This window comes from Patescibacteria group bacterium (genome assembly GCA_041665365.1).
Lineage (GTDB): Bacteria > Patescibacteriota > Patescibacteriia > UBA9570 > UBA9570 > UBA9570.
In genome coordinates, this window is the sequence record JBAYIY010000004.1 from 43,376 (window position 1) to 61,613 (window position 18,238).

General features: G+C 41.8%; 20 protein-coding genes. All 20 read left to right on the plus strand.

Features of this window, described 5'->3' with window-relative positions:
- The first annotated feature begins 283 nt into the window (after window positions 1–283).
- The 20 genes from glmS to WCV88_02790 all read left to right on the plus strand — a co-directional run bounded on the left by glmS (window position 284) and on the right by WCV88_02790 (window position 18,237).
- Window positions 284–2,116 carry a glutamine--fructose-6-phosphate transaminase (isomerizing) gene (gene glmS, locus WCV88_02695; protein ID MFA6475090.1) on the plus strand — a complete coding sequence of 611 codons (1,833 nt, stop codon included), beginning with the start codon at window positions 284–286 and terminating at the stop codon, window positions 2,114–2,116.
- Between the two features lie 84 nt (window positions 2,117–2,200).
- Window positions 2,201–3,472, plus strand: a complete 1,272-nt coding sequence (locus WCV88_02700) for a ComEC/Rec2 family competence protein (GenBank protein ID MFA6475091.1) — start codon at window positions 2,201–2,203, stop codon at window positions 3,470–3,472.
- 5 nt (window positions 3,473–3,477) lie between these two features.
- The gene (locus WCV88_02705; protein MFA6475092.1) at window positions 3,478–4,314 is read left to right on the plus strand and encodes an MBL fold metallo-hydrolase; all 837 of its coding nucleotides are present in this window, start codon (window positions 3,478–3,480) and stop codon (window positions 4,312–4,314) included.
- A 135-nt stretch (window positions 4,315–4,449) separates the two neighbouring features.
- Window positions 4,450–5,628: a methionine adenosyltransferase gene (gene metK / locus WCV88_02710; protein ID MFA6475093.1), complete on the plus strand. Its 1,179-nt coding sequence runs from the start codon at window positions 4,450–4,452 to the stop codon at window positions 5,626–5,628.
- 11 nt (window positions 5,629–5,639) lie between these two features.
- Window positions 5,640–6,593, plus strand: a complete 954-nt coding sequence (locus WCV88_02715; protein ID MFA6475094.1) for a carbohydrate kinase family protein — start codon at window positions 5,640–5,642, stop codon at window positions 6,591–6,593.
- 59 nt (window positions 6,594–6,652) lie between these two features.
- Window positions 6,653–7,912: an adenosylhomocysteinase gene (ahcY, locus tag WCV88_02720; GenBank protein ID MFA6475095.1), complete on the plus strand. Its 1,260-nt coding sequence runs from the start codon at window positions 6,653–6,655 to the stop codon at window positions 7,910–7,912.
- A gap of 160 nt (window positions 7,913–8,072) precedes the next feature.
- A complete protein-coding gene (locus tag WCV88_02725; GenBank protein MFA6475096.1) occupies window positions 8,073–8,327 on the plus strand; it encodes a Trp family transcriptional regulator in 255 nt (84 codons plus the stop codon).
- Window positions 8,328–8,637: 310 nt separating this feature from the next.
- Window positions 8,638–8,802: a hypothetical protein gene (locus tag WCV88_02730; protein ID MFA6475097.1), complete on the plus strand. Its 165-nt coding sequence runs from the start codon at window positions 8,638–8,640 to the stop codon at window positions 8,800–8,802.
- Window positions 8,799–10,064 carry a hypothetical protein gene (locus WCV88_02735; GenBank protein ID MFA6475098.1) on the plus strand — a complete coding sequence of 422 codons (1,266 nt, stop codon included), beginning with the start codon at window positions 8,799–8,801 and terminating at the stop codon, window positions 10,062–10,064. Before WCV88_02730 ends, WCV88_02735 begins: the two co-directional genes overlap by 4 nt.
- Window positions 10,065–10,157: 93 nt before the next feature.
- Complete coding sequence (locus WCV88_02740) at window positions 10,158–10,970, plus strand: Bro-N domain-containing protein (protein MFA6475099.1); 813 nt, start codon at window positions 10,158–10,160, stop codon at window positions 10,968–10,970.
- A gap of 164 nt (window positions 10,971–11,134) precedes the next feature.
- Window positions 11,135–12,247 (plus strand): hypothetical protein, encoded by a 1,113-nt coding sequence (locus WCV88_02745; protein ID MFA6475100.1) that lies wholly within the window; start codon window positions 11,135–11,137, stop codon window positions 12,245–12,247.
- A gap of 27 nt (window positions 12,248–12,274) precedes the next feature.
- On the plus strand, window positions 12,275–13,267 hold the full coding sequence (locus WCV88_02750) for a ketose-bisphosphate aldolase (GenBank protein ID MFA6475101.1): 993 nt from the start codon (window positions 12,275–12,277) through the stop codon (window positions 13,265–13,267).
- Window positions 13,257–13,874: a DsbA family protein gene (locus WCV88_02755; GenBank protein MFA6475102.1), complete on the plus strand. Its 618-nt coding sequence runs from the start codon at window positions 13,257–13,259 to the stop codon at window positions 13,872–13,874. The genes WCV88_02750 and WCV88_02755 overlap by 11 nt, the downstream gene beginning before the upstream one ends.
- Window positions 13,843–14,316: a MauE/DoxX family redox-associated membrane protein gene (locus WCV88_02760; protein MFA6475103.1), complete on the plus strand. Its 474-nt coding sequence runs from the start codon at window positions 13,843–13,845 to the stop codon at window positions 14,314–14,316. The genes WCV88_02755 and WCV88_02760 overlap by 32 nt, the downstream gene beginning before the upstream one ends.
- Before the next feature lie 149 nt (window positions 14,317–14,465).
- A complete protein-coding gene (locus WCV88_02765; GenBank protein ID MFA6475104.1) occupies window positions 14,466–14,843 on the plus strand; it encodes a BlaI/MecI/CopY family transcriptional regulator in 378 nt (125 codons plus the stop codon).
- Entirely contained in the window at window positions 14,830–15,711 is an 882-nt protein-coding gene (locus tag WCV88_02770) for a M56 family metallopeptidase (protein MFA6475105.1), read from the plus strand. Before WCV88_02765 ends, WCV88_02770 begins: the two co-directional genes overlap by 14 nt.
- Window positions 15,698–16,381: a thioredoxin domain-containing protein gene (locus WCV88_02775; protein MFA6475106.1), complete on the plus strand. Its 684-nt coding sequence runs from the start codon at window positions 15,698–15,700 to the stop codon at window positions 16,379–16,381. The genes WCV88_02770 and WCV88_02775 overlap by 14 nt, the downstream gene beginning before the upstream one ends.
- Window positions 16,378–16,827, plus strand: a complete 450-nt coding sequence (locus WCV88_02780) for an RpiB/LacA/LacB family sugar-phosphate isomerase (GenBank protein ID MFA6475107.1) — start codon at window positions 16,378–16,380, stop codon at window positions 16,825–16,827. The genes WCV88_02775 and WCV88_02780 overlap by 4 nt, the downstream gene beginning before the upstream one ends.
- Window positions 16,824–17,450: a ribulose-phosphate 3-epimerase gene (locus WCV88_02785; GenBank protein MFA6475108.1), complete on the plus strand. Its 627-nt coding sequence runs from the start codon at window positions 16,824–16,826 to the stop codon at window positions 17,448–17,450. The genes WCV88_02780 and WCV88_02785 overlap by 4 nt, the downstream gene beginning before the upstream one ends.
- Entirely contained in the window at window positions 17,434–18,237 is an 804-nt protein-coding gene (locus WCV88_02790; protein ID MFA6475109.1) for a transketolase, read from the plus strand. Before WCV88_02785 ends, WCV88_02790 begins: the two co-directional genes overlap by 17 nt.
- The last annotated feature ends 1 nt before the right edge of the window (window position 18,238 follow it).

Genomic DNA, 18,238 nt, shown 5'->3' on the forward strand with positions numbered 1-18,238 from the left:
TAAGTTAATCATGACTAAAGGAAAAAAATGCTAATATAATATTCGCAGATAAACTGATAAAAGTTTCGCTCATATATAGTTAGTGCATTTATGTGTCCAAGAAGGAGGACTTAATACGTACATTAGTACGTTCAAATCGCCAACGCGGATGAGTGTTTCACATTATAGTAGGTTTGTCAATCCGTACGATATTTTCCAGGGATACGCAATCAACCGGTAGGCTCATGGTGAGGAGCCTGGAGAGGTTGACTAACCCCACCAAATCCTTCATCCTTACGGCATTATGTGTGGCATCATTGGATATATCGGTAAACAACCAGCTAGCCCAATCATTATTGATGGACTAAAACGCATGGAGTATCGTGGTTACGATTCTTCGGGTTTGGCGGTGATAGAAAATGCTGGAGTGGCTTGCCATAAGAAGGTAGGCAAGCTGGGTAATTTACAAAGAGAGTTAACTAAATATAAATTAGCTGGCACAGTTGGTATTGGGCACACACGCTGGGCGACCCATGGTAAACCAAGTGACAATAATGCTCATCCCCACCGCGATTGTCGGGAAGAAATTTATTTGATTCATAATGGCATTATCGAAAATTATCACGATATCAAATCAGCTCTGCAAGCTAAAGGGCATGCTTTCTATTCCGATACCGACACCGAAGCCCTGGTACATTTAATTGAGGAGTACCATAAAACTTTATCGTTTGAAGAGGCTTTTATAGCGGCGTTGAACGATGTGGTGGGTACCTATGGGGTAGTAGCGTTATCGAACAAAGAACCGCGCAAGATTATGGCAGCGCGATTAGGCAGCCCGATGATTTTAGGCATTATTGGCGAAGGTGAATACATGGTGGCGTCTGATGTGGCGGCGATTATGAAACACACGCGCGAAGTAATTTATTTAAACGACGGGGAAGTGTGTGTGTTAACTGATACTGGTTACACCATGAAGGATCTGAAGGCACAAACCATTGATGCCAAAATTCAACGAGTCGATTGGGATATTAACCAGGCGCAAAAGCAAGGCTACAAACATTTCATGTTAAAAGAAATTCATGAACAACCGGATGTAATCATGAATGCCTTACGTGGCCGTTTAAAACTGGAAGAGGGTTTAGCGCACATGAGTGGGTTTATTGAACAGGCCGATCGTTTACAAAATACTAATCGCATTATTATTGTCGCGATGGGTACGGCTTTGTATGCTGGGCTAGTGGGCGAGTATATGATCGAAGAGTATGCCGGTATTCCGGTCGAGGTCGAATCGGCCGCGGAGTTTCGCTATCGTAAACCGATTATCGATGAGCACACTACTGTAATTGCCGTTACCCAAAGTGGTGAAACGGCTGACTTAATTGCCGCTGTTAAAGAAGCTAAATTAAAAGGGGCTTTAGTACTTGGTTTAGTTAACGTAGTTGGTAGCACTATTGCCCGCGAGGTGCATGCTGGAGCGTATTGTCATGCTGGCCCGGAAATTGGTGTGGCTTCAACCAAAGCGTTTATGGCGCAACTAACTATGCTTGCCTTAGTGGCTTTATTTGTTGGTCGCCAACGTGGGTTAAGCGTAGTGATGGGTAATCGCATTGCCAAAGAATTATTAACCCTACCAGAAAAAGTAGAGATTATTTTTGCTCAAGAAAAAACCATTGCCAAATTGGCGAAAAAATACAGCAAGTATCATGATCTATTTTTCTTAGGGCGAAAATATAATTATCCCATTGCTTATGAGGGGGCGCTGAAACTAAAAGAGATTTCGTATTTACATGCCGAAGGTTATGGGGCGGGGGATTTAAAACATGGTCCAATTGCTTTGATTGATAAAAACTTTCCATCGATTGTATTGGCACCGCAAGATAGTGTCTATGAAAAAGTATTGAGTAACATTCAAGAAGTTAAAGCGCGTAGTGGGCGAGTATTGGCCATTGCCACAGTTGGAGATAAACATATTGCTGAAGTCGCTGATGATGTGATTTATATTCCCAAAACCTTAGAAATGCTCACACCATTATTAGCCATCGTGCCATTACAATTATTGGCTTATTATATCGCCGATACATTAAAGCGAGATATTGATCAGCCGCGCAACCTTGCTAAATCAGTCACAGTGGAGTAATATACTTTTAAAGAGCGCTGCCGAAGTATTGGGGCGCTTTTTGTGCATAGATCAACGCTTGTTTGGTTGTCATGGTTAATCTTTATGGCCGGGGTGTGGCATATACCCCAACTAATTATCTTTTTAGTAGGTTGTGGTTTTGTCACCAGCTTAATTGGCTGGAAACGTTATGTGTTGTTGGGTTGGTTAATGGGATGTGCCGCCATCGGGGTGGCTTATTATGATCAGTTTTTTGTTGACCCAATATATTTAGACGGAGCGAAATTTAATGACACAGTGTTAGTGGATCGTTTACCGGTTTTGCATGAAGGTAGTCAGCGTTTGGTAGTTGTTACCAAAGAACAACAACATCTGCAACTCGATGCTGACTTGTATCCGGAATATCGTTATGGTGATGTGATAAATCTTAGATGCACCATTCGGTTACCTAAACAAATCGAGGGATTTGCTTATGATAAATATTTAGCTCGGTTTCATATTCAAGCTTTATGTGATTATCCAACCACCGCGTTCGTTGCTACCAACCAAGGTAACAAAATAATTACTAGCATTTATGAGTTTAGAAATAATTTAAGGAAACGGGTTGAGAGTTTATGGCACGAACCGGCCGCGTCATTATTATTAGGTGTGTTGATTGGCGAACAAGATACGATTCCTATTTCTATTTATACTAGTTTTCAGCGGGCTGGGGTGGTGCACATTTTAGTTGTGTCCGGCATGCACGTGTTGTTGTTGGTGCAATTATTAACCAGTTTTACTAAATGGTTGCCAAAATTTTATCAAACATTAGTGATAGTTTTAGCCTTAACGGCTTTTTGTGTGCTAACCGGTTTTTCCGCCACCGTCATTCGCGCCACGGTGATGGGATCAATTCCGTTATTAGGTAGATTTATTGGTCGACCACATCGCATTCATCTGACGTTAACCTGGGCGGCTGGAGTAATTACTCTGGTGAATCCATATATCTTAGTACACGATGTTGGTTTTCAATTATCGTTTTTAGCCACTTTAGGTTTGGTGTATATGACGCCGTTTGTTAAACCATTTACCAAATGGTTACCGGAAAAATTTGAATTACGCGATACCGTCACCACTACCTTAGCCGCCACTACCACCACAGCACCGTGGATTGGTTATACTTTTGGTACTTGGTCTAATGTGGCCATGCTATCAAACATCGTGGTGCTGCCAACGTCGAATCTCATGTTATTTGCCGGCGGTGTCATCACAGCCCTGTCTGTATTATTTCCAAATCTAGCGCAAATGTTAGCGACATTATTGGAAGTGATTATAAATTTACTTGTGCAATATGTTGATTGGTGTGCCGCATTGCCTTATGCCTATATTAAGTGGTAAAAAATATGTTTACAAAAATAAATAAATTGGTCATTTTAATCTGTGTTGGAGTGGCGCTGTATTATTTTTATCAGCAATCTTTACCGGGTAATCTGACTGGTTCGTTTGTAGCATTTTTAGATGTTGGACAAGGCGATGCCATTTATATTCGTACCAGTAATGGGAGCGATGTGTTGATTGACGGTGGACCGGATCGTAAAATTCTCGAGCAGTTACCCAAAGTGTTAGCGCCACAAGACAATACCATTGAACTGATGTTACTCACTCATCCGGATGCCGATCATATCGATGGTCTGATTGAAGTGGTGAAGCGGTATAGTGTGAAACAAATTATCACCACAGCCTTGCCAGCCGAAAAATCAGACTATAAAGAATTATTAAACTTAATCGAAACAAAAAATATTCAACACACCGTAGTACAACAGGGGAATAAAATTGTGTTGGGTGAGCAAGATGATATCGATATTTTATACCCTGAAGCGGATACACCTTTGACCACTTTAAGTACCAATAATACTTCATTGGTCGCTGAATATCATTATAAAAATCAAACTACGGAAAAAACGATCTTATTGGTGGGTGATGCCGAAACTCCAGTGGAGGATGAATTACTCAAACAAAATTTATTGCATGACGTCGATATTTTAAAAGTTGGTCATCATGGTAGCAAAACGTCATCCTCAGAAGCATTCTTACAAAAAATTACACCGGAGTTGTGTATCATCGAAGTGGGAAAAGATAATTCGTATGGTCATCCGCACGCTGAGGTGGTACATAGGTTACAACAGTATTGTGAGATTAAAAGAACTGATGACTGGGGGAATATCGTGATTAACAATTGACCCCCACAATAATATTATATATACTGTCTTGAAGTGCTTGTTAGTTTTTGAGATTAACGGTTATTATCCTGTTATATAAAGGATTACTATTAGCCTCAAAAACTAAGCACCAACTTAGTAATTAATTACAAAAATATGCGTAAAGTCTTCACATCTGAGTCAGTCACCGAGGGTCATCCCGATAAAATGGCTGATCAAATTTCCGATGCGGTGCTCGATGCCATTTTAGCCCTTGATCCAAAGGGGCGAGTGGCTTGCGAAACTTATTTAACCAATGGTGTGTGTTTGGTGGGTGGAGAGGTAACTACCTCTGCCAAGATTGATGTCCCAAACTTAGTGCGCGCCGTCATTAAAGATATTGGTTATGCCAAATCCGATTATGGGTTTCATTGGGAAACGTCTGGTTTGATGGTAACAATAAAAGAGCAATCGCCTGACATTGCCATGGGTGTGGATAGTATTAAAGACCAACAAGAAGATCTGGCTAATTTAGGGGCAGGTGACCAAGGCCTGATGTTTGGTTATGCCTGTAATGAAACGAAAGAATTAATGCCATTACCAATTGTTTTGGCGCATAAATTAGCCAAACGCTTAGCAGAAGTGCGCAAAAAAAATATTATTAAAGGTTTGCGCCCAGATGGTAAAAGTCAGGTTACGGTAGAATATGACGAAAATGATCAACCGGTGCGGGTTCGGTCAGTGTTAATTTCAGCACAGCATAATCCAGAATTATCGGTTAAAAAACTCAAGCCGCAGATTATTAAACAGGTAATCAAAGCAGTTATTCCAAAAAACTTGTTAGATAAAGATACGCTATATTATGTTAATCCAACTGGTCGATTTGTGATTGGTGGGCCACAAGGCGATACTGGTTTAACCGGCCGCAAGATTATTGTGGATACCTATGGTGGTTATGCCCGCCATGGTGGCGGTGCTTTTTCTGGCAAAGATCCCAGTAAAGTTGATCGCACCGGCAGTTACGCCGCGCGCTGGATTGCAAAAAATATTGTGGCGGCTAAATTAGCCTCACGCGCTGAAGTGCAAGTAGCCTATGCCATCGGTATGGCCGAACCGTTATCGGTGCGCGTTGATACGTTTGGTACCGGCGTAGTTGGAGACGATATTCTAGCTGACGCTGTACAACAAGTGTTTGATTTACGTCCCGGCATGATTATTAAAGCACTAAATTTACGTCAGCCAATTTATAAACAAACCGCGGCCTATGGTCATTTTGGTCGAAACGATTTAAAACTACCTTGGGAACAAACCAATCGTATTATCCAACTTAAACAAGCCGTGAAGAAATTACAATAATGTCGGTTATCGTGTCAGGCTCAATTGCGTTCGATCGCATCATGGATTTTCCTGGAAAATTTTCTGACCATATTCTGCCTAATAAAATTCATAATCTCAATGTCAGTTTTGGTCTAGATAAATTATCCATCGAGTTTGGTGGTACCGCCGGTAATATCGCTTATACACTATCATTATTTGGAGAAAAACCCAGTATTGTTGGTAGTGTCGGTCATGATTTTGCTCCCTACAAAAAGCATCTTATCAAACACCATATCAATCTTCGGGACATTCGTGTAATTCCAAAAGAAACCTGTGCCACCGCTCACATTATTACCGACCAAGGTGATAATCAAATAGCTGGTTTTCATTTCGGTGCCATTAGTTATCCGGCCGTGTCAGCACAGATCGTAACAAAACAAACCAAATTAGGTATTATAGCGGCTGGTAATCTTGCTGATATGATGAAACTATCCGAGCAATATCGCCATAATCATGTTCCGTTTATTGTCGATCCAGGACAACAACTTACCTGGCTAACCGGAGCACAATTAACCTATTTATTAAATGGTGCTCACACCTTGGTGGTAAATGATTATGAACTGGCTGTGGTTCAAAAAAAATTAATGTCTGTAGAGACACGCCATGGCGTGTCTCTACAGAATAAATCGTCTCTACAAAATTTGACCCAATTGGTTGTCACCAAAGGTGAAAAAGGCGCCGATTGGTTTGTGGGTGGAAAACGCTATGTTTTGCCGGTGGCTAAACCCACCCGGGTATTAGATCCAACCGGGGCAGGTGATGCCTACCGCAGTGGCATAATTCTTGGTATACTCCGCCAGTGGTCACCCGAGCAAGCTGGTCGTGTGGCCGCTTTATGTGCGACGTATGCCATCGAACAATACGGCACACAAAACCACACGTTTACAAAAACACAATTTAAAAAACGCTATTATAAAAATTTTAAACATAATATAATTATTTAATCGATAGGTAGAGACGTGCCGCCGGCACGTTTCTACCGAGTGTATCAATTAACCATCATATGAAAAATTACGACGTCAAGGATCTCAAATTAGCCGATGGTGGTAAACAACGCATTGAATGGGCCGACCATGATATGCCCGTCTTACGCGCCATTCGTGACCGATTTTCTAAACAACAACCACTCAAAGGCATGACGATGTCGTGTTGTCTACACGTCACAGCCGAAACTGCGAATTTAATGCGCACCCTGCAAGCCAGTGGCGCCGATGTGGTGCTCTGTGCTTCAAATCCTTTATCCACTCAAGATGATGTGGCAGCTGCGTTAGTGAAACACTACAACATTCCAGTGTTTGCTATTACTGGTGAAAATAACGCCTCATATTATAAGCACTTACAAGCAGCCGTCGCGCATAAACCCAATGTCACTATGGATGATGGCGCCGATTTAGTGAGTGCGATCCTAAAAGATCACCCTGAGTTGCATAATAAAATCGTCGCTTCCATGGAAGAAACCACCACTGGTGTTATTCGCTTACGCGCCATGGAAAAAGATGGTGTCTTGAAATTTCCTGTTGTGGCCGTAAATGATGCCGCCTGCAAACATTTTTTTGATAATAGATATGGTACTGGTCAATCAACCATTGATGGTATCGTGCGTGCCACCGATGTGTTGTTAGCCGGTTCAACTTTTGTGGTAGCCGGTTATGGCTGGTGTGGCCGCGGTTTAGCCGATCGTGCCCGTGGTATGGGAGCTAACGTGATTGTGACAGAAGTGGATCCAATTAAAGCGTTAGAAGCGGTGATGGATGGTTTCCGCGTCATGCCGATGTTAGAAGCTGTGAAACAAGCCGATATTATTTGTACCGTGACTGGTAATATTAATGTATTAGACACTAAACATTTTCAAGCCATGAAGGATGGTGTGTTAGTAGCCAATTCAGGGCACTTCAATGTTGAGATCAATCTTGATAATCTAAAAAAACTTAGTAAATCGGTAGAACGGGTGCGTGAGTTTGTAGAAGCCTACACTTTAAAAACCGGTAAAATTGTTCATGTGCTGGGTGAAGGCCGCTTAGTAAATTTGGCCGCCGCCGAAGGTCATCCCGCTTCTGTGATGGATATGAGTTTTGCCGTGCAAGCTCTCACTACCGAATGGGCGATTAAGAATCATAAAACCCTCACGGCTCAAGTCTATAACGTACCGGAACAAATCGATGATAGTGTCTCCCGCTTAAAACTTAAAACCATGGGCGTTAAATTAGAACAACTTACTCCAGAACAAAAAAAGTATCTGTCTTCCTGGGAAATGGGGACATAGGGTGAGGAAGTGACATGCATAATCACCTTATTTCATAAGGGTATTATAGTCATACTTGCAAATTGCTCTTTCATGAGCAATTTGTTTGAAGGTAGTCATAGTCTGTCCGAATCGTTCGCCTCTTGACATCAATTTCATGTACTAGTACACTAGGACAGATATGAACGATACGCAGCGGTACAAGAAAAATTTAATTCACTTTCTCACCAAGATTGATCGGCCTGAATTTATGGCCGCCGTGCTTAATGATCTGTTGACTCCTGGTGAGTTAGCCGAAATTGCTAAACGCTTAGAAATTATTACATTATTAAAACGCGGCGTCAGTCAACGAGCCATCAGCCAACAACTGGGTGTTGGTATTGCCACCGTCACGCGCGGTGCACGTCTTTTGGCCACATCAAAACACTGGCAGTGATTTGTTTGTTGGCCAGAGGGAGACACACATGTCACATGTGCATCAATTCATCCTCGTCGTCGATCAGAACACCTCCACCGCTGTTATGCGTTGTGATGACTGTGGTGAGGAACGTCCGGTTGATGTCGTGGTGCCGGAGGAGACTGATTCTCAGGAAACTGATAGCGCTGAAGATGATGATTTCGGTGTGCTCTGCTGGTAGTGGCTCCTTCATTCAAGTCCTGGAGTAGGTGATGCATTCATCTACTCCAGGCACTATACCCCTCTGATAATAATTGACTAAATCAAAAAAAACTGATATTTTTTCATTATGAATGTACAGCTAAACGATCCAACTTTTGATGAATTGTGCGAAAAAATTGCTCAGGGCAAAGCCACACCTAGTGACATGGAAGCGGCGTTTAAATCTTTGAATAGTGACATTGATGCCTTTTCAGCAGATGTCCAAGATCAGCTTTATAAGAATAAAAAATGAGCCACGAAAAAACTCGTCCACCGTTACCACGACGAAGTGAGCCAAGGCAAGATACACCAAGGACAGGTGAGGCTACACCTGAAACGTTGCGGGCTTATCTTGATCATCTGGCTGAATCCAGCCGCCGTTTTGACAGTGCTTTGACGCATTATCACACTTTATTGCAAGAACAAGATCAAGCCGAAGGAAATTTAATAACGCTGGAGCAACAATATCAAAATGAACAACGATTTGCGTTACTTAAAGCTAAGGCAACAAAGCTAGCCTGGGCGACAATACGTTATGTCACCTCTAGTACCATTGTAGGAGCAGGCAGTGGTGCAGCAGCCCATATGTTAAGTGGCGATCCGTCTTTCACTATTTTAGCTAGTGCTGGTGGAGCCATGGTTGGATCAGCGCTAGAGTTTGGTTTATCACATCTGGAAGAAACTAATGATTACTCAGATAAATTTTTTGAGTTATATGAGCCGACGCAAGCATATATGCAAGATAAAAAACGGCGTGAACAAAATAAAGACGATAACCCTACCAACCGTGAGGCCGAAATTAAATTGTTAGTAGAACAACTATCTGCTTTACAAACAGACATCGCTAACCTTGAAAAAGAAATTGATGATATCGGCAGTAGCGGCCAGGCCTTATTCAAAGACCCACGAGCACCGCTTCCCACTGCAGATCCAGCACGGTCAGAAGCTGAGGCGGCGGTGCGAGCTTTGGCGGAACATTTACGCACAGCTGGCCAACGTTTAAATGAACTCTTAGCACAGTATTTTGAAATGACCGTGGTGGCCGAGAGTGCTGAACATTATTTGGCGGCACGTCAACAAATTTATGATCGTAGTAAGGCAGCCGTGCAAATACGAGTGACTGCGCGCCAAGCTTGGGAGATGTTGAAAACAGCTCATATGACTCTCAGTGCAGCTGGTATTTTAGGGATGGCTGGCTATATCTATAATGCAGGTCAACCAGGTTCTAATGTACCTATGGCGGTATTAGGTGGAGCGGTCGGATCAGCCATAGGTTGGTTTCAAATTTCTCGTTTGGAGAAAAAAGTTTGGCATAAAAATATACCCCATGGTCAATACGAGATTAGTGATCAATTAGCGGTGCGAGAAGATTATCAGTTGGCCACTGATCCAGCCTTACAAGAGGCCGAAGCACTGTTAACTGAGGCACAATTACACCGGCAGCAAATGCAAGCTGAACAAGCTAAATTATCTGCCGAGCTTGAGGCCTTCATGGCTAAGTATCCAATGAAGTGACATATTTAAATTTCATTTGACAGCACTAATTTTTTGTAGTATCATCATCAATGATAGCGCCAACCAGAGCGCTTTTTATTTATAAACAATCCTATGTCACCATCTAAAATTGCCTTATTTAAAGGTAAACAAATCAGAAAAACGTTCTATCACAAGGAATGGTGGTTTGTTATTAATGATGTAATCGAGTCTCTGACAGACTCCAGTGATCCGGCTCAGTACTTTAAACGTTTAAAATCTAGAGATGAGGAGCTAGCGGATCTGATCAACAAAGGAGGGGTACAATTTGTACCACCCCTTATGCTGGCCATAGATACTACAGGAGGTAAACAAAAAATGTATTGTTGGCATACAGAAGGCCTCTTTCGTCTGGTTCAATCTATATCGTCACCAAAAGCTGAACCCTTTAAACGATGGTTAGCTAGAGTAGGTTATGAGCGCATTCAAGAAGTAGAAAATCCAGAATTGGCGACTAAACGAACTCGGATGTTGTACAAACTTAAGGGCTATAGTTCAGCCTGGATCGAAAAACGCCTTCGTGGTATGGCCATCCGTGAAGAATTAACCGATGAATGGAAAAATCGCGGTGCTTCCGAGCAGCAAGATTATGAAATCTTAACAGCAGAAATTTCTAAGTCTACCTTTGGAGTAACACCACATGAGTACAAAAAACTCAAAGGTTTGAAACGTCAAAATCTACGTGATCATATGAATGACTTTGAACTGATTTTTAATATGCTTGGTGAACGCACAACCACAGAAATTCATCGTCTAGAAAATTCACAAGGTGTTCCAAAACTACGTAAAGACGCGAGAGCTGGTGGAGACGTTGCTGGTAATGCTCGACAACACTTAGAAAAACGCTTGGGTCGATCGATTGTGTCAAAAAATAACTTTTTAAAATAATGTGATTCGTGATACATTCCTTCTATGAATACTCTTACAACAACAAAAATTTGTCTGGCCTGTCGGCATGTATCCACCAATACTACCGACACCGCCTGCATGCAATGTGGTATGATGCTGGAAGAACAGTGTCCAAATTGTAAATTACCTAAATCGGAATGTGTATGCCCAGAGAACCAGAACTAAAACGGTTGCCACCTACTCATACTGAAAGAACTCCCCGTGAAGAATCAGGACAAATACAACCACGTGAGGTTGAAGCGCGGTCTTGGTGGAAAAAATTAATTGAACGTCATGTTAGCGAAGCATCAATTCCGGGTGTGGCCAATGGTATTGAACGTAGTACTTATGTGGCACCTAATAAACCGGAAGATGAAGCTGTAATTATTCGTGAACGCATACTGTCAGGTAAATTAGTCGGTGTCACTCAAGTTCAGTTTAATCCAAAATCTGGTAGCGTTAGTGAGTATCGTCGCGAAACACCACAGGGGCAACCTTTGCGTGTGGTAGAAACCAATGACGCTGGTTGGTTGGATCAAGTCTATTCATATCAGGCACCCGGCAGAATTGCTCTGCAACAATATGATCATGAGCATAATGTGGTCTGGGATGGCACAATTACTCAAAGAGATGGGAGAGAAGTTGAAACCAGGCAAGCTACAGCCAACACTTTTGGTCAGATAGCAAGTGGTGTATTAGCAGATTGTAAAAGTATGGTGATTCAACGTGTGGGCACACGAGTTGATGGTGAAATCATAGAAGATATTATGGGTTTTAAACCGAACCAAGTTAAATTTACTGATGCCAGTAAGGGGCATGTCAATGTACACCGTGAAACTGTTATTATAGGAGGCAAACTTAGAAAAGAAAAAGTCACTGAATCAGTTGGTTCGGAAAGAAAAAGATATGTTACTTATACGAAACGACATGAGAGTGAATTAGATAGGCAAGTTGATGAAACCAGTGGTAATGTTATGAGATCTTATGAAATTAAAAAGCGCTACGATGATAGAGGCTCCATGGTCGAAACCAGAGAAACTACTGAGACGTTTACCGCCTCTGGTAAATTAGATCATAAAGAACTAAAGTTTAGTATAGGCGGCCGTGACTCTGTAGCACAGACCAACTATCAATATGACCAAAACTATCAATTGGTACTCATTGAAGAAATCGGTTTTGATGGTGTCACTAAACGCTATCATCGTGCCCCAAGAGGTACAAAAATACCAGAAGAAAAAGAACATTCTAGTGAATCTGGTTTTATATTGGTTGAATAATAATCAATCTGTGTTATACTGTTTTTCATGTTAACACCAGGTAAAATCATTTTAGATCACGCTTTGCAAAACCATTATGCGGTTGGCGCGTTTAACGCCAATAATATGGAGCAAGTGCAAGCCATTATCGATGCGGCAGCGGAAACGCAATCGCCCGTGTTTATTCAAGTGTCGCGCGGGGCATTAAAATATTCCCGCTTAACTTATTTACGCAATATCATTTTAGCCGCCGCCGAAGAACATCCGGAAATACCTTTGGCTATGCACTTAGATCATGGCAACGGTTTGGAAGTAGTTAAAACCGCTATTGGTTTGGGTTTTACCTCTGTGATGATCGATGGTTCTTTAGATGAATCCGGGAAAAAGGCCTTGAGTTTTGAAGAAAATTTAGCAGTCACTAAAGCGGTGGTTGAATATGCTCATCCGTTTGGGGTGAGTGTAGAAGCAGAATTAGGTACAATTGGTGGAGTCGAAGATGGCGCTGGTGTGAAAAGAATTTTAGTAACCGATCCAGCTCAAGCGGAAGATTTTGTCAAACAAACCTCGGTTGATTCTCTAGCCATCGCCATTGGTACTTCGCACGGGGCTTACAAATTTAAAGAGGCTTGTGTGTTGCAACATGAAGTAGTGGAAGAAATTCATCGACGCTTACCAAACTTACCTTTAGTGATGCACGGGTCATCGAGTGTGCCAGCAGAATTAGTGGCGATTGTGAATAAATACGGTGGCAATATGCCTAATAGTAAAGGTGTGGATATACCGCAGCTACAACAAACTATTAAGTTTGGTGTGAGTAAAGTAAATGTTGATACCGATGGTCGCATCGTGGTAACTGGCGCCATTCGTAAACAGTTCGCTGAACATCCCGAACAGTTTGACCCACGGGAATATTTAGCTCCAGCGCGTGATGCCTTGCGGGACATGGTCAAAGGGCGCATGATCGCTTTTGGTTGTGCTAATCAAGCTCCAAAAATTAACCAAATTACTTTAGAACAAGCTAAACAATTTTATGCGCGTTAAAATTATTACCGTTATTTGTGTGCTGGCCATCATGGTTGGGTTAATTGCTTTAATTCAATGGAAAGCGTCAACTTCATCACCGGTACAAGGATCAACCGCTGATCCGGTGCGCGGCGACGACACCGCTAAAGTTTCCATTCAGGAATACAGTGATTTTCAATGCCCGGCGTGTAAGGCCTTAGAGCCAAACTTAAAAAAAGTCTTACAGGAATATCCCGGTCAGGTAAAGTTATCTTATAATGATTTTCCGTTACGTCAGGTACACCCGTCTGGTGCTTTAGCCGCCGAAGCTGGCCAATGTGCATATGCGCAAAATCGATTCTGGGATTACCATGATTTATTATTCCAACGCCAAAGTGAGTGGCCGATAGCGGATAATGTTGAAACCACTTTAGCTGATTATGCGGCTGAGTTGGGGCTTGATCGAGATAAATTTCAACAGTGTTTAAATGACGATTCGACTCTGGCTAGTATTTCTGAAGATGAAACTGAAGGTAATAATGCCAAAATTACTTCCACACCAACCGTCTTTGTAAACGGAACTCGTTTAGTTGGACCAACCTATGATCAACTCCATGCGGAAGTGGCAAAACAACTCGGTCAATAAGTATCTAGTATTTGGCCTACGGGTTGTCATTGGTTTGATTTTTGTGATCGCCGGTTTAAGTAAAACAACCGCGCCAATTGCAGAGTTTATTGGTTTAGCCAGACAGTGGAATATTTTACCAGAACCGTATGTCACCATTTACGCATTTTTATTGCCCTGGGTAGAACTAGTGTTTGGTTTAACTTTATTATTCGGTGCTTGGTCTCGATTAAGTGCCTTTATTGTGTTGTTAATGTTGCTGTCTTTTTTAATCGCTATTGGCATCAACATTTCTCGAGGAACGTTATTGCAAGACTGTGGTTGTTTTGGCGGTTGGTTTGAATTAGGTGCAACCTTCCAAGAATTATTCTGGCGAGATGCAGCTATGTTTGTTGGTACCCTATGGATAATGTTTATGCCAAAGCCATTGTGGTTATCGGTGGATCAATGGTTGACATCATAAAATAATCATTTATACTACATACAGTAGTAATTAACTAACGCACGCGTTTTATGAAAAAAATTATGGTCGGTGAAGGCTGTGACTGCGGCGGAAAATGCGGTTCTTGCTAAAAGCCTATAACAGGGGTGATTAATCACCCCTGTTCTATTATGTTACATACCTTAAAACCATTAGGTGAACTAGAACAACATATCATGGATGTGATGTGGGGTAATGATTTTAATACCGTGCGGGCTGTTTATGAATCTATGCAAAACCACCGGGATATTGCTTACACTACAGTGATGACAACGATGGATCGGCTCACCAAAAAAGGTGTCTTACAACGCGTTAAAGTGGGTAAGGCTTATCAATACAAAACAGCGCAAACCGAAACTGAATTGTGTTTACATACCACTAAAGTTATGATTGACATGTTGGTCAGTAGATATGGTGATTTAGCCATTGCGCAATTTGTTGATACAGTTGATCAAATTGATCCGAAAAAATTCGCCGCTTTAAAAAAAATCGTCAATGAACATCGCTAAGGCCATACACCGTTTTCTCATCTCAAATTGCATTTTAGTGCTGACTACTATTTGGTTAACACTTAGTTTGGGTAATGTACTTAAACCATTTTTGCAAAACATGGTGGATCGATGGTTGGGCTATAAACAAATGTGTGGTTGTGCTAATTACGCTTTGTTTCCAACCGATACCGCCGGACGGTTTGTTCTAGGAGTATTTATCATCGCCGTCATTGGTTTAATTATTTTTAGTCTTAATGCGATCATTGCTTTTATTCGCACAAAACTTTATCAAACAAAACTATCATCTAATCATAAACGTCATACTTTTTATCAAGGTATACAGATAAATTATATTGATAGTAATGAAACGCTAGCCGTTTGTGTTGGTTACATCCGGCCACAGGTTTATATTAGTCGCGGATTAATTGCGCGTTTAGATGGTTTTGAATTGTTAGCCGTCATTCAACATGAAGTGGCGCATGCTAAATCGTTTGATCCTTTAAAACGATTATTTATTGGAGCGGTACCAATTTGGTATAAACAATATCAACGTTATGTGACCGCCCAAGAAGTGTTGGCGGATAATGCCGTGGTTAATACTACATCGATTCGGTCGGCGTTTGTTAAAGTAGTCGAAGAACTGTGTGTCACACCAGGTGTGTCGGCGTCATTTTTTTCCACCAGTCAGGCACGCATCAATGTTTGGTTGGGCGAACGGCTTACTTTGCCGAGTAGTCGCAGCGTTGTCATTGGGTTAAGTATCATCATTACCATGTTGTTGTTTAGTTATCGCACGTTTGCGGCCGAGCCGGAGATGCAGGCTTTTGGGCAATGTTTAACGGAACAAAATATGTGTCGAACCATCATGACCTATGTGGTATCATAGTTTTGGAAAAGTATTAGCCTTAGTTATACTGGTGTTTATTTTACTGACTGGTTTATTATTTGGTTTATTGGTGTTTGCGCAATATCGAAATTTACAAAAACCAGTGACTCAAAATACCAACACTATTACCAATAATAATTTATATGTCGCTCCCGATGCCGATGATGATCCGTCGCTCGGTAGTCCAGCGGCTAAAGTAACCATCATTGCTTTTGAGGATTTTCAATGTCCCTTTTGTAAAGAAGCTGAAGCCGCTCTCACAACTACCTTAAACAAATATTCTAACGATATCTATTTTGTCTATCGTGACTTTCCACTTTATACCATTCATTTACAAGGTCGAGCTGCGGCGCAGGCGGGGGAATGTGCCGATGAGCAAGGTCAGTTTTGGGTTTGGCACGACATAGCCTATGCTAATCAATCGGCTCTGACGCAAGCGCCATTAATATTTTCCACATGGGCACAGCAAGCTGGATTAGACGTTACCAAATTTAATACCTGTATCACTAACGATACATATAAAAATGAGGTGCAGAAGGATATTGATGAAGGTTTTCTGGCTGGCGTTAGCGCTACTCCCACTTGGTTTGTGAATGGTAAAAAATATGAAGGCGTGTTAACCGAGCAGCAGTGGTCGGATATTATTGAGGCTGCTATAATCCAACCATGATATATTTAGGTGCCGATCACGGCGGTTTTGCTCTTAAAGAACACCTCAAAACTGTTCTGAAAAAAAACAATTTAGAGTATGTTGATTTAGGTGCTACAGTGTTTGATCCGGAAGATGATTATCCGGATTATGCTTTTTTAGTAGCCAAAGCCGTCGCACAAGCACCGGGTGAGCGTAGAGGTGTGTTATGTTGTCGGTCAGCGGCTGGGGTAGTGATTGCGGCTAACAAAGTAATCGGTATCAGGGCAGTAGCACCACTTAGTGTTGAAGCAGCTCAACATGCGCGCGAGCATAACGATGCTAATGTGATCGGTTTATCCGGTGACTGGTTGAACGAATCACAAGCATCGGCTATTATGGATAAGTTCCTCGCCACACCATTTTCGAATGAGGCACGGCACATTAGACGTTTACAAAAAATTACTCAATTTGAACAACAAGTATGATTACAGTTTTACCAGCCATTTTAGAAAAAGATGTCGCCACGATTCAACAACGGGTTAATGCCGTGGTGGGCTTAGCTCCAGAAATTCATTTAGATATTATGGATGGTGAATTTGTTCCTAATGTGACTGTTAATGATCCGGCTATACTGGAACAAATAGATTGGAAAGGTTTACGTGTCTCGTTACATTTAATGATCCGTCATCCGGAATTGTCGATTCGGCGATGGGCGCAATCGATGGTATCTAGCATTGTGGTGCACCGTGAAGCAGTTAATAATATGGATAATATTATTGAGTTGATTCATGGTTTAGATAAACAATGTGGAGTAGCTCTTAACCCCCATACTCCTAGTTATGATGTAATTGATTATCTTGAGAAGCTTGATTTAGTGATGATTATGGGTGTAGAACCGGGTTTTGCCGCCCAAGGTTTTAACAGTGATGTTTTAGAAAAAATCAAATATCTACACACCCAAAAACCGAATTTACCAATTGCCGTGGATGGTGGTGTGAATGATCAATCGAAACCCAGTATAGTCAAAGCCGGAGCTAATATTTTATGTGCTAATAGTTATTTATTTAAAGCTAACGATATCGCAACCGCCTATGCATCCCTTAGATAAAACCGCCAAACTCATTCGTCAAGACATTTTAAAATCTTTAAATGCCGCCGGTTCTGGCCATTCAGCTGGGCCGCTCGGCATGGCTGATGTTTTTACAGCTTTGTTTTTTAAAGTCGCTAATATTCGTCCAACTGAAACAGACTGGCCGGAGCGTGATCGTATCTTGTTATCCAACGGCCATATTTGCCCCGTACTATATGCCACCATGGCACACGCCGGATATTTTCCGGTGGAAGAATTGATGACGCTGCGTAAATTGGGTAGTAGATTACAAGGGCATCCCCATCGCACAGATTTACCGGGTTTGGATTCCACTAGTGGTCCATTAGGTTCAGGCACATCGCAAGCCGCCGGTATGGCGTTAGGTTTTAAAATGAATAAAACCCCGCAACATGTGTGGTGTTTAACCAGTGATGGCGAGCAACAAGAAGGCAACACCTGGGAGGGAGTGATGTTTGCCGCGGCCAAAAAACTTGATAATCTCACTGTCATCATGGATCGAAATTATATTCAGATTGATGGTAATACCGAAGATGTTATGCCGCTTGATCCATTGGCCGATAAGTATCGCGCGTTTAATTGGAATGTATTGGAAGTTGATGGCCACGATATTGAGGCGGTAATTTCCATCATGGAGCAAAGTAAACACCTAAATCAAGCCCCGACTTTAATAATTGCTAATGTCATACCAGGTAAAGGAGTTAGCTTTATTGAAAATGATTATATTTGGCATGGTAAAGCCCCATCCAATGATGAATTAACTCGCGCTCTAAAAGAATTAGCCTAAA

Bases quoted from the DNA above. Each gene is read 5' to 3' on its own strand.
- WCV88_02705 (MFA6475092.1), top strand. From the start codon at position 3,478: ATGTTTACAAAAATAAATAAATTGGTCATTTTAATCTGTGTTGGAGTG.
- WCV88_02700 (MFA6475091.1), top strand. From the start codon at position 2,201: ATGGCCGGGGTGTGGCATATACCCCAACTAATTATCTTTTTAGTAGGT.
- WCV88_02790 (MFA6475109.1), top strand. From the start codon at position 17,434: ATGCATCCCTTAGATAAAACCGCCAAACTCATTCGTCAAGACATTTTA.
- WCV88_02735 (MFA6475098.1), top strand. From the start codon at position 8,799: ATGAGCCACGAAAAAACTCGTCCACCGTTACCACGACGAAGTGAGCCA.
- ahcY (MFA6475095.1), top strand. From the start codon at position 6,653: ATGAAAAATTACGACGTCAAGGATCTCAAATTAGCCGATGGTGGTAAA.
- WCV88_02725 (MFA6475096.1), top strand. From the start codon at position 8,073: ATGAACGATACGCAGCGGTACAAGAAAAATTTAATTCACTTTCTCACC.
- WCV88_02745 (MFA6475100.1), top strand. From the start codon at position 11,135: ATGCCCAGAGAACCAGAACTAAAACGGTTGCCACCTACTCATACTGAA.
- WCV88_02740 (MFA6475099.1), top strand. From the start codon at position 10,158: ATGTCACCATCTAAAATTGCCTTATTTAAAGGTAAACAAATCAGAAAA.
- WCV88_02755 (MFA6475102.1), top strand. From the start codon at position 13,257: ATGCGCGTTAAAATTATTACCGTTATTTGTGTGCTGGCCATCATGGTT.
- WCV88_02775 (MFA6475106.1), top strand. From the start codon at position 15,698: ATGTGGTATCATAGTTTTGGAAAAGTATTAGCCTTAGTTATACTGGTG.
- WCV88_02780 (MFA6475107.1), top strand. From the start codon at position 16,378: ATGATATATTTAGGTGCCGATCACGGCGGTTTTGCTCTTAAAGAACAC.
- WCV88_02765 (MFA6475104.1), top strand. From the start codon at position 14,466: ATGTTACATACCTTAAAACCATTAGGTGAACTAGAACAACATATCATG.
- WCV88_02750 (MFA6475101.1), top strand. From the start codon at position 12,275: ATGTTAACACCAGGTAAAATCATTTTAGATCACGCTTTGCAAAACCAT.
- WCV88_02785 (MFA6475108.1), top strand. From the start codon at position 16,824: ATGATTACAGTTTTACCAGCCATTTTAGAAAAAGATGTCGCCACGATT.
- glmS (MFA6475090.1), top strand. From the start codon at position 284: ATGTGTGGCATCATTGGATATATCGGTAAACAACCAGCTAGCCCAATC.
- WCV88_02770 (MFA6475105.1), top strand. From the start codon at position 14,830: ATGAACATCGCTAAGGCCATACACCGTTTTCTCATCTCAAATTGCATT.
- WCV88_02730 (MFA6475097.1), top strand. From the start codon at position 8,638: ATGAATGTACAGCTAAACGATCCAACTTTTGATGAATTGTGCGAAAAA.
- metK (MFA6475093.1), top strand. From the start codon at position 4,450: ATGCGTAAAGTCTTCACATCTGAGTCAGTCACCGAGGGTCATCCCGAT.
- WCV88_02760 (MFA6475103.1), top strand. From the start codon at position 13,843: ATGCGGAAGTGGCAAAACAACTCGGTCAATAAGTATCTAGTATTTGGC.